We start from the raw sequence: 20855 nt of genomic DNA on the forward strand, positions 1-20855 counted from the left end.
GGCGGAACTGATACACCGTCCCGACAAAAAGCTTAGGAGCCCCCGCCCGGCGAAAACGGAATCTTCCCTGATCCTGCGGAAATCCTTGGCCGGTTGCGCAAATCGCATGAGAACGCGGGCGCCGTGGCCGCGGAGCTCAGTCTTCCGTAGGCGTTGTGCGGATCGGGTGGTAAGTGCGCCAGGAGTGCTCGGGTTCAAACCCCAGCAGGCGCCGGGCCTTGTCGATGGACAGCAGGGTCTCGTGCTCGCCCAGCTCTTTAGTCACCTTGACGTTGGGAAACACTTCGGCAGCAAGGCTGGCGCTTGAGCGGCTCATGACGGTGTCCGCGTTCGCCACGATGAAGGCCTGGAACCCGGGTGTGCCCTTCTCCAGTGCACGGGCCACTGCCTGGGCCCCGTCACGCCCGTCGATGTAGCCCCACAGGTTCCACTTGCGTTCCCTGGCGTCGGCGTCGAACGACGGGAACCGCTCGTAATCCTCGGGATCCATGACATTGGAAAAGCGGAGGCCGGTGATGCTCAGCTCAGGGTCCCAGCGGGTCATCTGGATGGCCATCTGCTCCTCGAGGTGCTTCACCAGCGAGTAGGTGCTTTCCGGCCGTGCCGGGTATTCCTCGTCCACGGGGATGTACGGCGGGTCGATGGCGAACGGAATTCCCAGCACTGTCTCGCTGGATGCGTAGACCACCTTCTTGATGCCGGCCCGCCGGCAGGCCTGGAAGACGTTGTACGTGGAGAGCATGTTGTTCTCGAAAGTGGCGGCGTCCGGGATGATGCCCGGCGCGGGAATGGCTCCCAGGTGGACGACGGCGTCGAACCCGGCGTGCCTGCTGTCAAGGCTAAGGAGCACATCCAGGACTTCGCCGTAGTTGCGCAGGTCGACGATGGCCAGCCGCGGGTTCCTGTCTCCTTCACGGTCCAGGTTCATCACCTCGTGGCCGTCTTCAGTGAGCCTGCGGACGACGTGGCGCCCCAGTTTTCCGCTTCCGCCCGTTACAGCAATCCTCATGGTGTGACTCCTTCTGCTAGAAACTTCTCGACGGCGGCGATGGCCCGCGTGGTGATGTCCCCGGGGTCGCCGCTGCCGTCGACCGAAACCAGCATGCCCCGGCCGGCGTAGACCGCGACGACCTCATGGGTTTCGTTGTGGTACAGGTCAAGCCGGCGCCGGAACACTTCGATGGTGTCGTCCTTCCGGCCCTGCTCCTTGGCCCGTTGCAGCATTCGTTGCTCAAGTTCGGAGTCCGGGGCACGGAGTTCGACGACGGCGTCGAGCCGCTGGCTCTGGGAGGCGAGCATGTTGTCCAGTTCTGTCACCTGGGTGGCGGTCCTGGGGTAGCCATCGAGCAGGAAGCCGGGCTGCAGGTCGGATTCCAGGAGCCGGTCCTTGACCAGTGCGTTGGTGAGTTCGTCCGGCACAAGGGCGCCGTCGTCGAGGTATCTGGCGGCTTCCACACCAAGCGGCGTCTCATTGCTGACGTTGGTCCGGAAGATGTCGCCCGTGGATACGGTAGGAATGCTGAAATGCCTCGCGATGTGTACCGCCTGGGTGCCCTTTCCCGATCCGGGCGGCCCAATGATGAGCAGTCTGGTCATGTTCTGTCCCTCCGCGGCGTGATAGCCGGCTGGTCGCGGGTCCACCGCGGGCAGCGCCAACGGTGTGCTTCATTCTGCCCATAACCGCCACACAACGCCAGCATCGGGGAGGCCCTGCTTGTCGCGCTTTCGAGGCCCCGGGCTTGTATATACTTCTGGTTATCGGTTTAGCAGCAGGCCGTTGGAGAGTTCGTCCGAACCAGCGACCTTCGCGGCCTCCTGCCTCTGTGGCGGATTGCGGGGAGTTTATGGCTCGTTTAGACCTGAGCGAATGGCACCAAGAACCGTGGCCGGCGAGTCAACTGCAAACACAGCTACATCAATTACCGAGCACCTGCACGAGGAATTGCTCAACAGCACCGATGTTGAGGAGTTCCTTGACGAGCTCGCGCGCGTAGCCGCCCGAAACCTCTCCGATCCCGGCGATGATGTGATCTGCTGCCTGGCTCTCCTGCGTAAGCGCAAAGATGCCGCGATCGCCAGCAGCGGCGCAGCTGCCCAGGCCCTGGGCCGGATCGAATACCAGTCCGCCGGCAGCCCCGGCATGGCTGCTTGCGTGGACCGGGTAACAGTCCTCGTGGCCGACGCTGAAGAGGACATGCGATGGCCCGAATACTCTGAAGCCGTGGCGAGCCAGGGAATCCGCTCTGTCCTGGCCATTCCCTTCCAGCTGCACGGCGAAACCAAGTCCGCCTTGCTGATCTACTCCCCCCGGGCCCGCCGCTTTGAGGGCCGCATTGTCCAAGCGGCCGAGGACTTTGTCCGCCAGACGTCTTTGGCCTTGCGGCTTGCTGTTCGCTTCGCCCACTACAGCGAAACCGCGGCCAACCTGCGGGCCACCCTGGAATCACGCACCGTGATCGACATGGCGGTGGGCATCATCATGGCCCAGAACCGCTGCAGCCAGCAGGAAGCGTTCGAACTCCTCAAGGCGGCGTCCAGTACACGCAATTCAAAGCTGCACAAAGTCGCGTCGTCAATAGTTGATGCCCTGGGCCAAGGGCCGGTCGAGACACATTACGACGGGTAAGGCCAGCCCTGCGCCCCAGCCCGTACACTGGTTCCAAGCTGGCTCCAGGGGGCTCCAAAAATGAAAAATGAACGCGTCTGTCTGGTCATCGAAGACGACGACGACATCCGCATGCTGGTCACGGTGGTCCTGACCCGCGCCGGCTTCGACGTGCATGCAGTTGCCAGCGGCGCCGAGGGCATAGTTGCGGCGGCGGATCCGTCCGTTTCGCTGATCACGCTGGACCTTGGCCTGCCTGACATGGACGGTCATATCGCTGCCCGCGCCATCCGCGCCCTCAGCAAGGCACCCCTGCTGTTCCTCACCGCAAGGTCCGAAGAGGATGACGTCCTGGCGGGAATGGCTTCCGGGGCCGCAGCTTATCTGACCAAGCCCTTCCGCCCGACGGAACTGCAGGAGCTTGCGCTGAGCCTCTGCCCGCCCGCTCTCCCGGCCACGGAGGATTCTGCCTCGAACCGGCAGCAGTAGCCGGCTGCCGGCTACTGCTGGTCGTACACAAGCTCGTTGCCGTCCACCCGGACCCCGGACGTGGGCTGGTGCGGTGCCAGCTTTCCCCCGGGCATCAGGTGCCGGACGTCGACGCCGTCGAGCAACAGGGCATGATCGGCGATGAGCCGCCGGTGGCAACGCCACCACACCGTTTCGCTGCACATGATTGCCACGGACTGCTCCCCGGCCTGCGCGATCAGCCCGCCGAGGGCAGCCAGGAATTCCGGCGACCTCATGTAGGCGGCATAGGCGCGGAATGACTCGTTTCGCAGCACGACGTCAGGTGAATCGGGCGGCAACTTCCGGAAACCGCCCAGCCGTTTCTCCCAGCGGTACTCAACGCCCGCCGCGGGCAGCCACTGAGCCAGGAGGTCCTTGCCGAAATGCGGAAACTTGCGGCTGCTGGGGGCTATCCGGACGTCAACCAGTGCCTGGACCCCTGCCGCTGACAGAAGTTCCGCAAACCCGGCCTGGCTTGCCGTTCCGTGGCCCACCGTCAGCAGCCGCACGTCCCTGTCCGCCATGACCATCTCCGCCATGTCCCCACCCTTTCACAGGCGCAGCACATTCACGGCAAACCGGAGCGATAGCTTGGCTGCCTAGAAATGATGCATGACTCCTCTCAAGAACACAGAACGCAAGGGCGGCCGGGTACGGCGCGCCCTCGTCGCAGGGGCCCTTGCCCTCACGCTTTCAGCGGGAGGAGCCACCGCCTGGGCATTGGACCGGTTCGTGGTCCACCACGTGGAAATCTCGGACGTCTCCGCGTACGAGGCCAGCCAGGTGGGGACCCGCCAGACCAGCACCACCACCACGGACACCACCAGCGGATCCGGCAGCACGGCCGCCGTCACCACCGACACCTCCTATGTTTCAGACAGCTCGAACATCAACATCTCCACCGTGACCACCGGCAGCGGCGACAGCAGCGTCACCTACTACGTTGCCGACGTCGTGCTGGACGATGCCACCACCCTCAAATCAGCCTTCGCCGAGGACAGCTTCGGCGAAAACATCACCGAAACCACCTCAGCAATCGCCGAGGCAAACAACGCGGTTTTCGCCATCAACGGCGACTACTACGGCTTCCGCGACACCGGCATCGTGATCCGCAACGGCGTGGTTTTCCGCGATGAAGGCACCCGCCAGGGCCTGGCCTTCTACACCGACGGCACCGTGAAGGTGTACGACGAGACCTCCACCACCGCCGAGCAGCTCCTGGCCGACGGCGTCTGGAACACCCTCTCCTTCGGCCCGTCCCTGCTGGACAACGGCGAGGTGGCCGAGGGCATCGAGGACGTGGAGGTGGACACCAACTTCGGCAACCACTCGATCCAGGGCGAACAGCCGCGCACCGCCGTCGGCGTCATCGACGACAACCACCTCGTGTTCGTGGTGGTGGACGGCCGCAGCCCCGGCTACAGCGCCGGCGTCAGCATGACCGGCCTGGCGGAAATCATGCAGGGCCTCGGCGCCACCACGGCCTACAACATCGACGGCGGCGGCTCTTCCACCATGTACTTCAACGGGGACCTGGTCAACAACCCGCTGGGTGAGAACAAGGAACGCGGCACCTCCGACATCCTCTACATCGCGGAGTAGGTCCGGCCATGATCATCCTGATTCCGGCCTATGAGCCGGACCAGCAGCTGCCCGCCCTCATCCGTTCCATCCGCGACGCCGAGCCGTGGGCCACCGTGGTGGTGGTCGATGACGGCAGCGGGCCCGGATACAAGGACGTGTTCGACGGCGTCAAGGCACTTGGGTGCCACGTCATCGGCTACGCCCGCAACCGGGGAAAGGGCTTTGCGCTCAAGACCGGCTTCGGCTTCATCGCGGACCACCTGCCGGACCGGACCGTGGTCTGCGCGGACAGCGACGGGCAGCACACCATCGTGGACATTCTTCGCGTCGCGGCCGCGGTCCGGGCCGGATCACCTGCCATGGTGCTCGGGACCCGGAACTTCACCGGCAATGTCCCCGCCCGCAGCAGGTTCGGCAACAACGCCACCAGGCTGCTGTTCACCCTGGCCACAGGTCAGCGCATTTCAGACACACAGACCGGCCTCCGCGGCTACCCTGCGGCCATGCTCCCGTGGCTGCGCTCGGTCCGCGGGGATCGCTACGAGTACGAACTGAACCTGCTGTTGGAAGCCGGGCAGGCCGGCTATGCGATCCGCAGCGTGGACATCGCCACCGTCTACCTGGACCACAACTCGGGGTCCCATTTCCGGCCCGTGGCAGATTCGGTCCGCATCTACGCGCCGCTCCTCAAATTCCTGGCCTCGTCCTTCGCTGCTTTCCTGGTGGACACGGTGGTGTTCCTGCTCCTGACCCTGGCCACCGACTCGCTGCTGCTGGCGGTGGTGGGAGCCAGGATGGTGAGCTCTGCCGTGAATTTCCTGGTGAACCGGCGTGTGGTGTTTGAACATGGCCGGGACAAGCCCGCAACTGCCGCCGGGATGCGCTACTTCAGCCTGGTGGCCGTCCTGCTGGTCGCCAACTACGGGCTCATCTATGCGCTTGACGCATTGTCCGTCGCGGCCCTGCCGGCGAAGATCCTTGCCGAAGTTGCGCTCCTGGCCGTCAGTTACGCGGTGCAGCAGCGGCTCTTCGCGGGGAACGAAGTTGTGGGGAACACGGCCAGGGGGAACACGGCCAAGGGGAACACGGCCAAGGGGAACACGGCCAGGAACACCGTACGGGAGGCTGACCATGAGGCTCCGGACCTGGGACGCGGCCACCACCCCGGGAGGTTGCGCCGGTAGCCGAGGTAGTGCCCGCCACACGTGGCCTTATCCGGTGGCGCCCGTCGCCTCGGCGTAGGACACGGCCTGGTCGCGTACCTTGACCACGTAGGAACCGGACTGGTTGTAGGAGTAGATGGCCTCCGTCCACCCGGTTGCGGTGGTGAGGTCACGGCCTCTGGCGCATAAGTAGCCGGCCGCGCTGAGGGCGGCATCGTCAATGTTAAACGGATCCGCTGTTCCGTCACCGTTTCCGTCCCTTCCCGCGTACTCCCACGTGGTGGGAATGAACTGCATGGGTCCGACGGCGCGGTCCCACCGGGCGTCGCCGTCCAGGACGCCGCCGTCGGTATCGGCGATGGCGGCAAAGCCGTTGCCGTCCAGGCTCGGCCCAACAAGCGGCCCGGCCGCATGCCCGGCGGGCGTCAGTTTTCCGCCGCCGTAAGCTCCGTGGGCGGATTCGATGGAGCCGATCGCTGCAACCGTATTCCACCCGATCCCGCAGTCCGGAGCTGAAAGATTTGCCGCGCCGGCTGCAGCCACATAGGCCCGGAGCGCGCGGGCAGGAATCCCGGTTTGCGCGGCGGCCCGCTCAAGCCACTTGGCATCCGCGTTCCGGGTGATGTTCACGGCAGGGGTGATCCCGGTGGACAGCGTTTCGAGTTTGGCCTCAGACCTTGGCGGTGGCGGAATAACCACGGCTGACTGGCCGGACTGCCGGAGCGCCCAAAATGACGCCGCAGTGATCACGCAGATCGCAAAAACGCTGAAAACCGTGAGTCGCCTGAGCCGGAGGGCGAGGTCACGGGAATTGATCACGGGTTTGATCCTATCGATCGAAGCCCGAACTCCCGGCCAACACTCATATTCGTGCCTAGGTCCCGTCACAGCACCCGCACAGTTTGGCCGCGGATTGTAGAGAACAGCCCACCAACAGATTCCGGAGAATCCGATGACTTCCCTTATTTTCATCGCCGCAGACCTCGCGGCCATCAGCGTCCTCACGTTCGTCCTCTACCTCCGCCGCCACCGGCGCCGTGACCTGGTGGTCTCCTACCTTGGCATGAACGTGGGCGTTCTGGCAGTCGCCACCGCACTGTCCGGCTCCTCGGCAGGACTCGGCCTGGGACTTGGCCTCTTCGGCGTTCTGTCCATCATTCGGCTCCGCTCCACCGAACTGGCCCAGCACGAAGTGGCCTACTACTTCTCGGCCCTCGCCCTCGGCCTGATCGCCGGACTCGGCATCGAACCCATCTGGCTGACCGCCTCGCTGATGGGCCTGATCCTGCTGGTGATGTTCGTCGGTGACCACCCCCGCGTCCTGCCGGCCCACCGGCACCAGACCGTGATCCTGGACCGGGCCCTGGCGGAGGACCACGAACTGCATGCCCGGCTCGAGGAAGTCCTGCACGGGAAGGTCCACTCCGCCACCATCGTGGAACTGGACCTGGTCAACGACAAAACCATCGTGGACGTCCGCTTCGCCTACAACCCTGCCGCCCGGATCGCCGCAGCCGGGCCGCCGGCAATCGAAACCATGACGATCGAAACCCCCGTTCACGCTTCGGCAGGTGCGGCATGAGCGCCCCAGCAGACACCGGCGTCGTCAGCTCCCTCAGCCGGCTGCCGTCCGTGGGCCTGGATGAACTGAACGCCGACGCCGCACTGCAGACCCGGGTTGACCGCAAATACGTGGTCCCCGAGACGCTGGCCCAGGAACTGCTGGCCACGTTCGACGCCGACGTCCGGGTCCTGGAGCTGGACGGTTCCCGGTGCTTCGCCTACGACTCCGTCTACTTCGACACCGCACGGCTGGACAGCTATCTCCTGGCCGCCCACGGCCGGCGGCGCCGCTACAAGGTCCGCACCAGGACCTATGTGGACAGCAACATCAGCTTCCTGGAGGTCAAGACCGAAGGCGCCCGCGAAGCAACAGTCAAGGAACGCATCCCGTACGAGCTCACCGACCGTGCCCGCATCACCGCCGAAGGCATGGATTACGTCCACGAAACCCTGGCGGCCGCGGTGGGCGCAGCCCCTGCCGGGCCTCTCGAACCGGTCCTCGAAACCCGGTACCGCCGCACCACGCTTTACCTGCCGGAATCCGGCAGCCGGGCCACCATCGATACCAGTGTCACCTGGCAACGCCCCGGCGGGCAAGCCTGGGTGCTGGCCGGTGCGGTGATCCTGGAAACCAAGTCCGGCTCGGCCGCCGGCCCGCTGGACCGGCACCTCTGGGCCCACGGCGTCCGGCCCTCCCGGATCTCCAAGTTCGCCACCGGCATGGCGGCGCTCTGCCCGGACCTCCCGGCCAACCGCTGGAACCGCACCCTCCGCCGCACCATGAACCTCCGCCCCGCCGCCTGACCCCCACCTCCCTGAACCTCCGAAGGAACACACCATGAACCGCTTCCGCAACGCCCTCTCCGTCACCGCCCTCGCCCTCGCCATCGGCCTGGCAGGCTGCGCCACTGCTCCCACCAGCACCGGAACGTCCCTGACGGGCACCACCTCCACCGGCAATTCGTCCACCGGCTCATCCACGACGTCCGGCACTTCCGGCACCGCCCAGGCCGCAGTATCTCTGGACACCCTCGCCGCTGATACGCACTACGACGCCGACGACCTCACCTGGGATGCGGCCTCCGAAGTAGCCGTGACACTGGCGGACGGCGCGTCCAGCGTCGCGTCCGGCTCGTCGTCGGACGCCGTGACGGTGGACGGCGACACCGTCACCGTCAACGCGGCCGGCACCTACCGCCTGAGCGGGTCGCTGTCCGACGGCCAGGTTGTGGTGGCCGCCGGTGAGGAAGACGTGGTGCGCATCATCCTGGACGGAGCGGAAATCTCCAGCTCCACCGGTTCACCGTTTGTGGTCCAGAACGCCAACGAGGCCATCGTGTACCTCGAAGACGGCACCTCCAACTCCCTCAGCGACGCCTCCACCTACGCGGACACCGCCGCGGACGCCCCCAACGCCGCCCTCTACTCCCATGCCGACCTCACCATCGCCGGCACCGGCTCGCTCAGCGTAGACGGCAACTTCAACGACGGCATCTCCTCCAAGGACGGCCTGGTGCTGGCCGCCGGCAACGTCACCGTGGACGCCACGGACGACGGAATCGTCGGCAAGGACTACGCCGTGCTCCTCGACGGCGCGTACCAGGTCACCGCGGGCGACGACGGCTTCAAGTCCGACAACGAGGAGGACGAGGGCCGCGGCTGGGTCCTCATCAACGGCGGCACCCTCAATGTCAGCGCCGTGGACGACGGCATCAAAGCCTTCAACACCCTGACCATCGCGGCAGGCGTCGCCACGGTTGGGGAATCGGAGGAAGGCCTGGAGGCCCAGCACATCGTGATCTCCGGCGGAACCGCCAACATCACCGCGAACGACGACGGCGTGAACGCCTCGGGCGGCTCCACCACCTCCGCTTCCGGCGGCGGGATGGGCGGCGGCGAAGCGGTCGGCGACTACACGGTGGAGGTTACCGGCGGCTCCCTGACCATCAACTCCCAGGGCGACGGCCTCGACTCCAACGGCAACGCCAGCATCTCCGGCGGCACCGTCGTCGTCAACGGGCCCACCAACTCAGGCAACGGCGCCCTGGACGTCAACGGTGAACTGACCGTCACGGGCGGCACCGTGGCGGCGGCCGGCAGCGTGGGCATGGTGGTCACACCGGGCACCTCCTCCACGCAGTCCGGCGTCCAGGTGACACTCGGCTCGGCAGTCCCGGCCGGCACAGTGGTGCAGATCGCCGATTCCGCCGGCACCGTGGTGGCAGCCTTCGTGACCACCAAGGCGACGGCGTCGCTGGTGTTCTCCTCGGCCGCCATCACCGAAGGCCAGGAATACACCGTCTACACCGGCGGCACCGCCACCGTCAGCGCCGGCGTCGGCGAGGGTTCCCTGGACGGAGCCGACCAGGTCAGCACTGTAACGGCCGGTGAATACACCGCCGGCGGCATGGGCGGCGGCGGCGGCGGCTTCGGCCCCCGCCGCTAGCCCCGCCCCCTTCAGACGCTCTATCACATACCGCAGGTTTTCGACCGACGCTCTATCACTTTCTTCAAGCGAGTGATAGAGCGTCTGGAATTAAGCGACATTAAGTGAGAGAGCGTCGGGCGGGGATGCGTGCTGTCGGGATTCCGGTTAACGGCGCATAATTGAACGCACAGGCGGCCGCGGTCCTAGGAGGACACCATGAAGTTGCTCGGAGCACTGATTGTCATCTGGCTCATCATCGGCGGACTGGCTGCCTGGCAGCGCGGCTACTTCGGCGGATCGCCAGGGTCCTGCGCCGAAGCGGGAACGGTGGCCGTGACGATCATCGCCGGCCCCTTGAACTACCTGGGGGTCAACCCGAAGGTCGACTGCGTTCTGCCTCAACCTTCCCAGTAACCATGCCCTTGGTGCCGCGTCCGGCGTTGCCTAGAGTAAGGAATGCCGGGCGCAGGACATTGCTGCGCCCTGACCCTGATTCCGAGGCCTGGAAAGGACCGCCGAGATGGCATTTGTCACCGTTGGAACCGAGAACAGCACCGAAATTGAGCTCTACTACGAAGACCACGGCAGCGGCCAGCCCGTTGTCCTGATCCACGGTTACCCGCTGGATGGCTCCTCCTGGGAAAAGCAGACCACCGCGCTTCTGGCGGCGGGCTACCGGGTGATCACTTACGACCGCCGCGGGTTCGGTAAGTCCAGCAAGACTACTGAAGGCTACGACTACGACACGTTCGCGGCGGACCTCAAGGCCCTCCTGGAAACCCTGGACCTCAACAATGTGGTGCTCGTGGGCTTCTCGATGGGCACCGGCGAGGTGGCGCGTTATCTGAGCGCCTACGGCTCGGCGCGGGTGGCCCGTGCAGCGTTCCTGGGTTCACTGGAGCCTTTCATGCTCCAGGCCGAGGACAACCCGGACGGTGTCCCCCAGCAGGTCTTTGACGGACTCACCGAAGCCGTCACCGCAGACCCGTATGCGTTCCTCAGGGAATTCTTCAAGAACTTCTACAACAGCGACACCTTCCTGGGCACCCCGCGGCTCAGCCAGGAAGCAGTGGATGCCAGCTGGAACGTCGCCGCCGCGGCCGGGGCCACCGCTCTGGTCGCTGCACAGCCCACCTGGCTGACCGACTTCCGCGCCGATATTCCGAAAATCGATGTGCCGGCCCTGATCCTGCATGGAACCGCAGACAACATCCTCCCCATCGACGTGACCGGCCGGCGGTTCGCCAAGGCGCTGCCTTCCGCGGACTACGTGGAGATCGACGGCGCCCCGCACGGCCTGCTGTGGACGCACGCGCCCGAGGTCAACGAGGCCCTGCTCGCGTTCCTGAAGAAGCAGGCTGATGCAGCCGGATAGCTGCTCCGGCTAGGCCGCTGGATGGTGGTCCGTGCTGCGCATGCGCACGGCCACCAGAACGCCGGACGCTGCGGTCAGGCCCGCAACGACGCCCACCGCTGCCGGAATGCCGTACACATCGGCGATGATTCCCGAGAGGAGAGCGCCGACGGCGAACCCGCCATCGCGCCACAGCCGGTAGACGCCCACTGAGCGTGCCCGCCAGTGCGGGTGCGCGACGTCGCCGATCGCGGCGAGCAGGGTGGGGTAGACCATGGCCGTGCCTGCCCCGAGAAGAATGACCGCCGCCAGCCAGATCCCGAAGTCCGCACCGACGGCCACCATGGCCAGCGCCGCGCCCTGGACGATCATGCCGCCGACGATCAGCGGTTTGCGGCCGATCCGGTCCGACAGGGCACCGGTGACCAACTGCCCCGCGCCCCAGACGGCCGGGTAAACGGCGGCGAGAATGCCGATGCGTTCAATGCTGAGCCCGGCCGTGGCGAACAGGACCGGGAACAGTCCCCAGGCCAGCCCGTCGTTGAGGTTGTTCACCATGCCCGCCTGGCTGACTGAGGACAGGGATTTGTCGCGGAAGCTGGTCAGGGTGAAGACCTCGCGGTTGGTCAGCCCTGCATGTGCTCCGGCGTGGGCGGAGACGTGGCTGGCGGCTTCGGCCTTCGCGTGGTGGTGTGTTTCCCGGATGGCGAGGACGGACAGCCCGAGTCCGACGGCGATGAACGCCGCCCCCAGCAGGAAGGGTCCCGGACGCAGCCCGTAGGCGGAAGCGATGTAGCCGGTGGCCAGGGCAGTGCCGGCGACGCCAAGATAACCTGCCGCCTCGTTCAGGCCCATGGCCAGTCCCCGGCGCTCGGGTCCCACCAGGTCCATCTTCATCATCACCGTGGTGGACCAGGTGAGTCCCTGGCTGATGCCCAGCACCACGTTGGCGGCGACGATCCAGCCCCAGGAGTCTCCGAAGATCAGCAGCAGCGGGACTGGAATGGCGATAAGCCAGCCGGCTACCAGGACCGGTTTGCGTCCGTAGCGGTCCGAGAGGGTCCCGGCAAAGTAGTTGGTGGCGGCCTTGGCCACCCCGAACGCCAGGATGTAGGTCAGGACACTGGTATACAGGTCCAGGTGGAACACCTGTCCCGCAAGCAGTGGCAGCACCGTGCGCTCCTGGCCGAGGGTGCCGCCCACGAGGGCGTTGACCGCCACAAGCAGCAGGAACTGCGCCAGGTTCTGGCGCAGTCCCAGTGCAATCAAGGTCATTGCCCTTCGCTTAGCTGCTGGAGACGGACTGCCGTGCCTGCTGCCAGGCACTCCAGCCGGCGTAGCTGCCGTCGAGCTCGACGACGTCGTACCCGGCGCGCCGCAGGGCGCTGGCGGCCACGGAGTTCCGGACCCCGCTCTGGCAGTAAGTCACGATGGTGCCTTCGGTGGGAAGTTCATCGAGGTGCCACATGACCCTGCCGCCGCTGAGCTGGTGGGAGCCGGGGATGTGTCCGGCAGTGTGCTCGGTGCGGTTGCGGACATCCAGGATCATGGCCGCATCGAAGTCAGCCAGGTCGGCGGGCTGGATGAGCTTTGGCGTGGACAGGGGCAGGCCATCGAGGCTCGTGACGAAGCCGGCCACGTTGTCGATGCCGACCCGGATGAGGTGGTCCCACAGGTCCTGGGCCTGCTCCTGGTCCGCGGCGAGCAGCACCAGGGGGTTCTCCGTTTCGGGGTTGACCACCCAGGCGCCGTAGCTGGCCACGGACTTGCCGGCCGGGACATTAAGGGAACCGGTGACGGTGCCCTGGTGGACCTGGCTGTTGGAGCGGGTGTCAATGAAGGTGACTTTGTCCTCGGCGAGCTCCCTGGCGACGTCGGCATTGTCCAGTTCCTTCAGCGGCGCGCGCCCGCCCATGACGGCCGGGCCTTCACGGTTTTCGCGCTTCATGCGGCCGAAGTAGGCGTGGGCGTCGGGCTGGCCCTCGAGGAGTTCGTCGATGAAGCCCTGCTCATCGTTGCCGGCGAGGTAGGGGCCCCACCAGGCGTAGAGGCGTTCGTAGCCGACTGTGGAGGAGGGGATGGCACCCAGGGCCTTGCCGCAGGCGCTGCCGGCGCCGTGCGCGGGGTGGACCTGGACGTAGTCCGGAAGGGTCAGGAACTTGTCCCGCAGGCTGGCGAACAGCTGCTTGGCTCCCACAAAGCGGGTGTCGATGCCGCCGGCCGCTTCGTCGAGCAGGTCCGGGCGGCCCAGGTCACCGGAGAAGACGAAGTCGCCGGAGAGAAGGTAGCCGGGCTGGTCGCTGAACGCGCCGTCGGTGACCAGGAAGGACAGGTGCTCCGGGGTGTGGCCCGGGGTGTGCACGGCCTGGATGGTGATGTTGCCCAGGGTGATCTTGTCACCATCGAAGAGTCGTTCGCCGTCGAACTCATACTGCCAGTCCGGTCCGCCCTCACCCGAGACGTAGATCGTGGCACCGGTGGCGGCGGCCAGTTCGCGGGTACCGGAGAGGTAATCGGCATGGATGTGGGTCTCGGTGACGGCCACGATCTTCATGCCGTTCCTATCGGCCAGCTCCTGGTAGACCGCGATGTCGCGGCGGCCGTCGACCACAACTGCCTCACCCTTGGCCTGGCAGCCGATCAGGTAGCTGGCCTGGGCAAGGTCTTCGTCGTAAATGCGCTCGATAAGCATCTGGTGCTCTCCTTCGTGAAGGTGTGGAGGGGAAGTGTTTGTCTACTCTGCTATTAATAATAATACCCTTGGGGGTATCCAGCAACGGTGTCGCCGGGCACCCTGGGCGTCAGGCGTGCTGTGGCGCGGTATCGGCCCGGAGCCTGTTCATGTCGAGGTTCTTCACTTCCTGGATGACCTCTTCGAGCCCGGTGGCATTGAGCGCTCCGGGCTGGGAAAAGACCAGGGTCTTGCCTTTGAAGGCCATGAGGGTGGGGATGGCGGTGATGTGTGCCGCGGCGGCGAGGGCCTGTTCCGCTTCGGTGTCCACCTTGGCGAAGACGATGTCCGGGTGCCGTTCGGCGGCGGTGCCGTAAATGGGTGCGAACATGCGGCAGGGGCCGCACCAGGCTGCCCAGAAGTCAACGAAGACGATGTCGTTGCTTTCCAGGGTTTCAGCGAAGCTCTGTTCAGTGATGTCGATGGTTGCCATAACCACGTTCGTTTCCTTCCGGGTGTGTTCTCTGACGTGTTTGGGTGGTGCGGGAGTACTTGGATGGTGCGGGCCCTCGGCAGGAGGGTCAGATGGTGGGGAGGCCTGCGCGGGTCCAGGCGATCATGCCGCCGGCCATTGTGTCGGCAGTGAAGCCGGCGCCGTTCAGGGCGTCGGCAACGCGGGCCGAACGGTTTCCGCTGCGGCATACTGCGATCACCGGGACGGCAGGGTCTAGCTCGGACAGCCGCGCCTGCAACTCCCCCATGGGGATGTGCAGTGCGCCGGGGATCATGCCTTCAGCGATTTCGAAGTCCTCGCGGACGTCGAGGATCGCGGCTGTTGAACGGCGCTGGTCAGCTTCGGTGATGGTGATTTCAGCCATGGGTTTCTCCTTCGAATGGTTCGGCTGTGTTGCTAGAGGTGTGATGTGGTTCTGCGGATCATCGGACGGGCTCGCCGGCCTGGCGCCAGGCGCCCATGCCGCCGCGGAGGGAATACGCCTCATAGCCCTTCCCGGCGAGCAGCCTGGCGGCGGAGGCGGAGCGCACGCCGGACTGGCACATGGCGATGACCGGACGGGTCTTCTGAATTCCGGCAGTGCTGGCCTGGAGCCGGTCCAGCGGGACATGCTTGGCCTGCGGCGCCCGCCCGGAGCGCCATTCCTGCGCCGAGCGGACATCGATCAGGGCGGCACCTGCGGCCAGGAGTTCCTTGGCCTCGGCGACCGAGATTGTCTTGTAGGGCTTGCTGAAGGCCTTCTTAAGGGAGCTGATGAGGCCCATGGAGTTCTCCTGTATTTCGTGTGATGTGGTCAGGTGGTGACGGTGCTTGCCGTGACCCAGGCTGCGACCGCAAAGATGAGCATCGCGAACGAGACCCGGATGTGCTTTTCCTGCAGCCTGCGGGCGAGCCGCGCAGCAACAAGGGATCCGAGGATGGCCGGGACCGCGAAGCTCAGAACGGTGGGCCACTCGATGGTGAATCCCGCCGCATGGGCACTGAATCCCGCCGCCGAATTAATAACGATGATGGCCAGGGACGAACCAACGGCCTGTTTCATCCGCAGGCCCAGGAACAATGTGAGCGCAGGGGTGATGAGGAACCCCCCACCCACGCCCAGCAGCCCCGTGAGGAAGCCGACCAGGAGCCCGACCCCTACGGCCTTGGGGGCGCAGGAGCGGAACGCCCGGGTGGGGCCAATGCTGCAGGATCCCTCGGTCTCCGTGGTCCGCATGAGCATACGGATCCCCGCGATCACCATAATGACGGCGAAGGCGAGCATCAGGATGTTCGGGTCCAGCAACCGGCCCACTGCAGCCCCGCCCCATGCTGCGGGGATTCCCGCAGCACCGACGATCAGGACTACAGGCCAGTTGATGCCTTCGCGCAGTCGCGGGATCAGCGCCGCCAGGGATGAGACGCCCACCACCAGAAGGGAGGTGGGAATCGCTGCCGCCGGGCTCATGCCCAGGCCATAAACCAGCGCCGGGACCGCGATGATCGAGCCGCCGCCACCCACCACACCGAGCACGGCGCCAACCAAAAGCCCCAGCGACAGGGCGGCGATCATGCTGCGGGGGTCTGCTTTGCTTCGGGCAGCGGCAGCTGCATGATGGCGCTTTCACGGGTCGGCTCTTTGGTGGACCTGTTCCACGGCATCGCCGAGATGGCCTGGCCCATGGCGCAGGTGTTGGTGGCTGCGGAGAAGGTCAGGCCGGCACCGATAGCCCCGGCAAGCATCCGGATCCTGGGTGAAACGAACTTGCCGCCGGCCAAACCCAGAACCACCAGGGAGCCTGCGGCGAGGCGGACCTGCCGCTCCAGGTCCCAGCGGTCCTTGCCTTTGACGACTTCGCCGCCTGCGGCCGCAAAGCCGGGCACACCGCCGGTCAGCACGTAGGCCGTGTTGATGCCGGACCCGCCAAGGCGTTGGCGTGCCTGCTCGGCGCGGGCTCCGGACTGGCAGACCAGGACGACGCGGCTGCCCAGGCGGGCGGCCAGCTCATCGGTGTGTTCGGACAGCAACGGAAGGGGCACATTGTAGGAACCACGGATGTGCATGGACTCGAATTCGGCGGCGGAGCGCACATCGATTACCACGAGGTCCTGGTGCTCGGTGACCCAGCTGCGCAGGGTCTCCGGCGCGAGCGCTGTGACGGCTGTGGCGGTGGAAAGGGAAGTCATGGATGGCCTCTCGAATGACGGATGGATACCCCACCGAGTATTACAGATACCCCCGGGGGTAGTCAAAACACCCCGGCGGGTATATAGTTGATCCCAGGAACACGACCCCTGGAGACCTCATGCAACTTGATTCAACTGAACTGACACCTGTGGTCAACCGCCTCAAGCGTGCCCAAGGCCAGCTTGCCGCCGTCACGCGGATGCTGGAGGAAGGCCGGGACTGCAAGGACATCGTCACGCAGCTTGCCGCCGTCTCGAAGGCTTTGGACCGTGCCGGTTTCGCCATCATCGCCAGCGGCCTGGAGCAGTGCATCGTCCGCGAAGACACCACCATGGACAGGAAAGAGCTGGAGAAGCTCTTCCTCTCCCTCGCCTGAAAGCCCGCCCGAACGGCAGGAAAAAAAGTGGAGTGGCCAGGCATTTAGCCTGGCCACTCCACTTTTTTTCTTGTGCTGTTGTAAATCAGGCCTTTGCGGCCTTGGGGGGCAGTGCGAGCCTGAAGACCTTTGCCCAGGTGGAGCCCACCTGCTTCCAGATGGGGCCTGTGGTGTACTTCAGGCCATACCGCTGGCAGATCTCCTGGACCCGGGGAGCCACTTCCGCGTACCGGTTGGACGGCAGGTCCGGGAAGAGGTGGTGCTCGATCTGGTGTGACAGGTTGCCGGTCATGAGGTGCATGAACTTGGAGCCGGAGATGTTGGCCGAGCCGATCATCTGGCGGACGTACCAGTCACCGCGGGTTTCACCCTCCACCATTTCCTCGGTGAACGTGTCCGTTCCTTCCGGGAAGTGGCCGCAGAAGATGACAGCGTGGGCCCAGACGTTGCGGACCGCGTTGGCGGTGAGGGTTCCGTAGAGGGCCTGCTTGCCGGAGCCGGTGAGCATTGCGACGGCGGGGGTGGCGGCGTAGTCCTTCGTGAACTGGGTAACAACCTTTTTGCCCAGCGCCTTGAGGTCCTTGAGCAGCGCTTCCTTGGACTTCCGGCCTTCTTTGAAATCGGTGAGTTCGAGGTCGTAGATGGCGATGCCCCACTCGAACAGCGGTGCGAGGATGGCGTTGTAGAGCGGGTTGCCCAGGTTCATGGGAACCCACGGCTGGCTCTCGTCCATGCGCAGGAGGTTGTATCCGACGTCGTTGTCCTTGCCCACCACGTTGGTCCAGCGGTGGTGGAGGTCGTTGTGCGTGTGCTGCCACGAGCGTGAGGGCGTGACGAAGTCCCACTCCCAGGTGGTGGAGTGGATGTCAGGGTCCCGCATCCAGTCCCACTGGCCGTGGAGCACGTTGTGCCCGATCTCCATGTTTTCGAGAATCTTGGCCAGGCTCAGCAGCGTGGTTCCGGTGACCCAGGCCGCCTTGTTCTTGCTGACCAGGAGCGCTGCCCGGCCGGAAAGCTCCAGGCCGCGCTGGATCTTGATCAACCGCCGGATGTAGGCGGCATCCGTGGCACCGCGCTTGGCGAGGATTTCGTCGCGGATGGCGTCGAGCTCACGGCCCATCTCCGCCACCTGCTCGTCGGAAAGGTGCGCTGCGGCGGGCGGGCGGACCGAAGGGCTGCCGGATTCGGCGAGCGCCCCGGGGCGCGCTCGGTTTGAGCCGGTCGAGGTTGCTTTGGCTGCTGAAACTACTGACATGCGGTGATTGCTCCTCAGAGTTCGAGGTTGACGGGTCCGGCGGCTGCCGAGACACACGTTTGGATTAGTTCGCCGGGTTCTCCGTGGACCTCATTGGTGCGGAGGTCACGGACCTTTCCGGCCAGAAGCGGAGTAAGGCAGCTGTGGCAGATGCCCATCCGGCAGCCGCTGGGCATGAGCACCCCGGCGTCCTCGCCGACGTCCAACAGCGGAGTGTCGCCGTCGGCCTCGATTTCCCGGTCCGATGCCTCAAAGGTGACCAGGCCGCCGTCGTACCCCACACCGCCGGCGAAGGCGGTGTTGAACCGCTCGATCATCAGGTTGCCGGGATCCCCGGCAACCGCGACGTCGGAACCCGGCGCCCCCGCCGTGAGGGACGCCTGCTTCCAGAGGGCTTCGGCGTCGTCCAGGAAGCTGTCGGGACCGCAGGCGTAGGCGGCCCGCTCTTTCCAGTCGGGGCAGATTTCGTCCAGCTCGGCGGTGTTCGTGAGGTCCATGCGGCCTTGCTCGCCGGTGTACCAGTGGGCAAGCCGGAAGTTCGGGAACTGGTCCGCCAGCTCGGCGAGTTCTTCACGAAAGAGGCTGTCGCCGGGCGTGCGAGCGGAATGGACCAGCACGACGTCGGCATCCGGGCGGCGCGGGACAAGCGTGCGGATCATGGACATCACCGGAGTGATGCCGCTGCCGGCGGTCATCATCAGCAGCGGCCGGGGGTGCTCGGGCAGAATGAAGTCACCCTGCGGCGGCGCGAGGAACAGGACATCGCCCGGTTTGGTGGTGCGGACCAAAGTTCCGGAGACTGCGCCGACGTCAGTGACGGTGATGGCGGGGTCCTTGCCCGCCGGGGCGCTCAGGGAATAGGAGCGCCAGTGCCGGACGCCGTCCAGCTCAACGCCGATGCGCGCCCATTGGCCGGCCAGGTGCGAGTGCCAGCCGCGCCCGGGGCGGAAGAAGATGGTGGCGGACTGGGCGGTTTCCTGCACCACCCGGGTCACCACGCCGCGCAGTTGGCGGGCGGAGAAGACAGGGTTGAACAGCGCCAGAACATCTTCAGGCGCCAATGGTGTGGTCAAGACCGAGGCCGCCTGGGCCAGTTGACGTAGGCGGTTCATGCAGTTGTACCTAAGGCGGCGCGAGCCATATTTCTCTCTCCTGACCGTTCCGCAGTCACGCTGGAATAAGGGTGGCGTAGCCCCCCACGCCGCTACAAGCCTAACGGCTGTGACCGGGGAATAGTTCCTGTTCTGCTGTCATCAGTAAGCATACTGACTATACTTCAACGGATGTCGCGCTCCTGGAATTCATCATCGATGTCATGGTGCCTGAACTCAGTCTCGGGATTCGGCTCACCCTCCCTGACGTACTCGTAATCAAGCTGTCGCTGGACCTGGCTGTCCAGAACCTGCAGCTCCCCGTCGGGCAGGGCGGCGAGATCATCCGGGAATTCGTCGTCAGGGGTGAGGTGGAGTTTCTCGGACATGGGGCGCCTCTCTGGCCATGGGGGCCGGGCAAACACTTCGCCCGGCCCTCTAAGAATATTCCCTTCGGCGCAGAACACACAGCGGACCTTTTCAGAGTGACGCGCCCGGTCCCTTCGCCGTCGGCCCGGCCGGTGTCCATCCCAATTCAGGGGCTACGTAGCGGGCGATGTTTCCGAGCATTTTGGCGTTGAAATCGACACCGAGCTGGTTGGGGACGGTGACGAGCAGGGTGTCCGCGGCCTGGACTGCGGCGTCGGCCGCGAGTTGCCCGGCCAGCGCGTCAGGCTCGCCCACGTAGCTCTTGCCGAAGCGGGCGGTCACGCCATCGATGATTCCCACCTGGTCCCGGACATCGCGGAGAGCACTGCCGCCGAAATAGCGGCTGTCCTCCTCGTCCACGATGGGCAGGACGCTGCGGCTGACCGAAACCCGAGGTTGGTGCGCGTGTCCGGCGGCGGTCCAGGCCTCGCGGAAAAGCTGGATCTGTTCGGCCTGCAGTTGGTCGAAAGGGACGCCGGTGTCCTCGGTCAGCAGGGTGGAGCTCATCAGGTTCATGCCCAGGCCCGCTGCCCACACGGCGGTGTTCCGGCTCCCGGCGCCCCACCAGATCCGTTGGTCCAGCCCCGGCGACTGCGGCTGGACCGGCAGGAGGCCGCGCGCCCCTCCGGCGTACCGCGGGTCAGCCTCGGCCACACCGGCGCCCGTGATGGCGTGGCGGAACTGCGCAGTATGCCGGCGGGCCATGTCCGCGTCAGATTCCCCGGGCTCCGGCATGTGCCCGAACGCTGCGGCCCCGTTGCGTGCCGGCTCCGGTGAGCCGCGGCTGATGCCGAGCTGCAGCCGTCCCCCGCTGATCAGGTCGGTGGCGGCGGCCTCCTCCGCGAGGTACAGGGGATTCTCGTAGCGCATGTCGACGACGCCGGTGCCCATCTCGATCCGCTTGGTCCGCGCCGCGATGGCAGCCAGGAGCGGAAACGGAGACGCTTGTTGCCGGGCAAAGTGGTGCACCCGGAAGAATGCGCCGTCGATCCCCAGCTCCTCTGCTGCGACAGCCAGTTCGATGCCCTGAAGCAGTGCCTCCCCCGCCGTCCTGGTGCGGGACCCTTGGCCGGGCCCCCAGTGGCCGAAGGACAGAAATCCGATGCGTTGCATGTCAGCACCAACCTCTCCGAAGCCTCCTGCAT

General features: G+C 65.7%; 25 protein-coding genes. 10 read left to right on the plus strand and 15 right to left on the minus strand.

The annotated features are described in order from the left end of the window. Nucleotides 1–136: 136 nt before the first annotated feature. Together ABIA70_RS18765 and ABIA70_RS18770 are read right to left on the minus strand one after the other, a co-directional pair. Nucleotides 137–1009: an NAD-dependent epimerase/dehydratase family protein gene (locus ABIA70_RS18765; protein WP_354149092.1), complete on the minus strand. Its 873-nt coding sequence runs from the start codon at nt 1007–1009 to the stop codon at nt 137–139. Next, nucleotides 1006–1596, minus strand: a complete 591-nt coding sequence (locus ABIA70_RS18770; RefSeq protein ID WP_354149093.1) for an adenylate kinase — start codon at nt 1594–1596, stop codon at nt 1006–1008. The genes ABIA70_RS18765 and ABIA70_RS18770 overlap by 4 nt, the downstream gene beginning before the upstream one ends. Before the next feature lie 286 nt (nt 1597–1882). Here ABIA70_RS18770 and ABIA70_RS18775 point away from each other — a divergent pair, with 286 nt between their 5' ends. Next, on the plus strand, nt 1883–2626 hold the full coding sequence (locus ABIA70_RS18775; RefSeq protein WP_502917238.1) for a GAF and ANTAR domain-containing protein: 744 nt from the start codon (nt 1883–1885) through the stop codon (nt 2624–2626). Between the two features lie 60 nt (nt 2627–2686). Then, nucleotides 2687–3094, plus strand: a complete 408-nt coding sequence (locus ABIA70_RS18780; RefSeq protein ID WP_354149095.1) for a response regulator transcription factor — start codon at nt 2687–2689, stop codon at nt 3092–3094. 11 nt (nt 3095–3105) lie between these two features. On the opposite strand, the gene ABIA70_RS18785 is transcribed toward ABIA70_RS18780, so the two are convergent. Continuing rightward, nucleotides 3106–3654: a DUF488 domain-containing protein gene (locus ABIA70_RS18785; protein WP_354149096.1), complete on the minus strand. Its 549-nt coding sequence runs from the start codon at nt 3652–3654 to the stop codon at nt 3106–3108. A gap of 73 nt (nt 3655–3727) precedes the next feature. On the opposite strand from ABIA70_RS18785, the gene ABIA70_RS18790 reads away from it, so the two are divergent. Next, on the plus strand, nt 3728–4717 hold the full coding sequence (locus ABIA70_RS18790) for a phosphodiester glycosidase family protein (protein WP_354149097.1): 990 nt from the start codon (nt 3728–3730) through the stop codon (nt 4715–4717). 8 nt (nt 4718–4725) lie between these two features. After that, the gene (locus ABIA70_RS18795) at nt 4726–5883 is read left to right on the plus strand and encodes a GtrA family protein (RefSeq protein WP_354149098.1); all 1158 of its coding nucleotides are present in this window, start codon (nt 4726–4728) and stop codon (nt 5881–5883) included. Nucleotides 5884–5910: 27 nt separating this feature from the next. Here the strand turns inward: ABIA70_RS18795 and ABIA70_RS18800 are convergent, their stop codons facing one another. Beyond that, nucleotides 5911–6681: a lytic transglycosylase domain-containing protein gene (locus ABIA70_RS18800; RefSeq protein WP_354149099.1), complete on the minus strand. Its 771-nt coding sequence runs from the start codon at nt 6679–6681 to the stop codon at nt 5911–5913. 133 nt (nt 6682–6814) lie between these two features. On the opposite strand from ABIA70_RS18800, the gene ABIA70_RS18805 reads away from it, so the two are divergent. The 5 genes from ABIA70_RS18805 (at nt 6815) to ABIA70_RS18825 (ending at nt 11228) form a co-directional block, all read left to right on the plus strand. Beyond that, a complete protein-coding gene (locus ABIA70_RS18805; RefSeq protein ID WP_354149100.1) occupies nt 6815–7444 on the plus strand; it encodes a DUF4956 domain-containing protein in 630 nt (209 codons plus the stop codon). Then, nucleotides 7441–8229: a polyphosphate polymerase domain-containing protein gene (locus ABIA70_RS18810; protein WP_354149101.1), complete on the plus strand. Its 789-nt coding sequence runs from the start codon at nt 7441–7443 to the stop codon at nt 8227–8229. Before ABIA70_RS18805 ends, ABIA70_RS18810 begins: the two co-directional genes overlap by 4 nt. Before the next feature lie 34 nt (nt 8230–8263). Further along, nucleotides 8264–9871, plus strand: a complete 1608-nt coding sequence (locus ABIA70_RS18815) for a carbohydrate-binding domain-containing protein (protein ID WP_354149102.1) — start codon at nt 8264–8266, stop codon at nt 9869–9871. A gap of 198 nt (nt 9872–10069) precedes the next feature. Then, entirely contained in the window at nt 10070–10267 is a 198-nt protein-coding gene (locus ABIA70_RS18820; protein WP_354149103.1) for a hypothetical protein, read from the plus strand. 106 nt (nt 10268–10373) lie between these two features. Continuing rightward, nucleotides 10374–11228, plus strand: a complete 855-nt coding sequence (locus ABIA70_RS18825) for an alpha/beta fold hydrolase (RefSeq protein ID WP_354149104.1) — start codon at nt 10374–10376, stop codon at nt 11226–11228. Between the two features lie 9 nt (nt 11229–11237). On the opposite strand, the gene ABIA70_RS18830 is transcribed toward ABIA70_RS18825, so the two are convergent. The 7 genes from ABIA70_RS18830 to ABIA70_RS18860 form a co-directional block, all read right to left on the minus strand. Beyond that, a complete protein-coding gene (locus ABIA70_RS18830) occupies nt 11238–12482 on the minus strand; it encodes an MFS transporter (RefSeq protein ID WP_354149105.1) in 1245 nt (414 codons plus the stop codon). A 10-nt stretch (nt 12483–12492) separates the two neighbouring features. Further along, complete coding sequence (locus ABIA70_RS18835) at nt 12493–13899, minus strand: MBL fold metallo-hydrolase (RefSeq protein WP_354149106.1); 1407 nt, start codon at nt 13897–13899, stop codon at nt 12493–12495. Between the two features lie 109 nt (nt 13900–14008). Next, nucleotides 14009–14371: a thioredoxin family protein gene (locus ABIA70_RS18840; protein WP_354149107.1), complete on the minus strand. Its 363-nt coding sequence runs from the start codon at nt 14369–14371 to the stop codon at nt 14009–14011. Nucleotides 14372–14459: 88 nt separating this feature from the next. Continuing rightward, the gene (locus ABIA70_RS18845) at nt 14460–14756 is read right to left on the minus strand and encodes a rhodanese-like domain-containing protein (RefSeq protein WP_354149108.1); all 297 of its coding nucleotides are present in this window, start codon (nt 14754–14756) and stop codon (nt 14460–14462) included. A gap of 58 nt (nt 14757–14814) precedes the next feature. Continuing rightward, on the minus strand, nt 14815–15156 hold the full coding sequence (locus tag ABIA70_RS18850; RefSeq protein WP_354149109.1) for a rhodanese-like domain-containing protein: 342 nt from the start codon (nt 15154–15156) through the stop codon (nt 14815–14817). A gap of 29 nt (nt 15157–15185) precedes the next feature. Beyond that, on the minus strand, nt 15186–15944 hold the full coding sequence (locus tag ABIA70_RS18855; protein WP_354149110.1) for a sulfite exporter TauE/SafE family protein: 759 nt from the start codon (nt 15942–15944) through the stop codon (nt 15186–15188). Beyond that, the gene (locus ABIA70_RS18860; RefSeq protein ID WP_354149111.1) at nt 15941–16558 is read right to left on the minus strand and encodes a rhodanese-like domain-containing protein; all 618 of its coding nucleotides are present in this window, start codon (nt 16556–16558) and stop codon (nt 15941–15943) included. The genes ABIA70_RS18855 and ABIA70_RS18860 overlap by 4 nt, the downstream gene beginning before the upstream one ends. A 119-nt stretch (nt 16559–16677) precedes the next feature. Between ABIA70_RS18860 and ABIA70_RS18865 the strand changes: the two genes are divergently transcribed. Further along, entirely contained in the window at nt 16678–16935 is a 258-nt protein-coding gene (locus tag ABIA70_RS18865; RefSeq protein ID WP_056626479.1) for a metal-sensitive transcriptional regulator, read from the plus strand. Nucleotides 16936–17020: 85 nt separating this feature from the next. On the opposite strand, the gene ABIA70_RS18870 is transcribed toward ABIA70_RS18865, so the two are convergent. The 4 genes from ABIA70_RS18870 to ABIA70_RS18885 form a co-directional block, all read right to left on the minus strand. Then, nucleotides 17021–18190 carry a fatty acid desaturase family protein gene (locus ABIA70_RS18870; protein ID WP_354149112.1) on the minus strand — a complete coding sequence of 390 codons (1170 nt, stop codon included), beginning with the start codon at nt 18188–18190 and terminating at the stop codon, nt 17021–17023. Nucleotides 18191–18204: 14 nt separating this feature from the next. Continuing rightward, complete coding sequence (locus ABIA70_RS18875; RefSeq protein ID WP_354149113.1) at nt 18205–19302, minus strand: ferredoxin reductase; 1098 nt, start codon at nt 19300–19302, stop codon at nt 18205–18207. Nucleotides 19303–19466: 164 nt separating this feature from the next. Continuing rightward, on the minus strand, nt 19467–19670 hold the full coding sequence (locus ABIA70_RS18880) for a hypothetical protein (protein ID WP_354149114.1): 204 nt from the start codon (nt 19668–19670) through the stop codon (nt 19467–19469). Between the two features lie 91 nt (nt 19671–19761). Further along, nucleotides 19762–20823, minus strand: a complete 1062-nt coding sequence (locus ABIA70_RS18885) for an LLM class flavin-dependent oxidoreductase (protein WP_354149115.1) — start codon at nt 20821–20823, stop codon at nt 19762–19764. Nucleotides 20824–20855 lie beyond the last annotated feature (32 nt).

The sequence above is a fragment of the Arthrobacter sp. 754 genome (assembly GCF_040548695.1).
Lineage (GTDB): Bacteria > Actinomycetota > Actinomycetes > Actinomycetales > Micrococcaceae > Arthrobacter.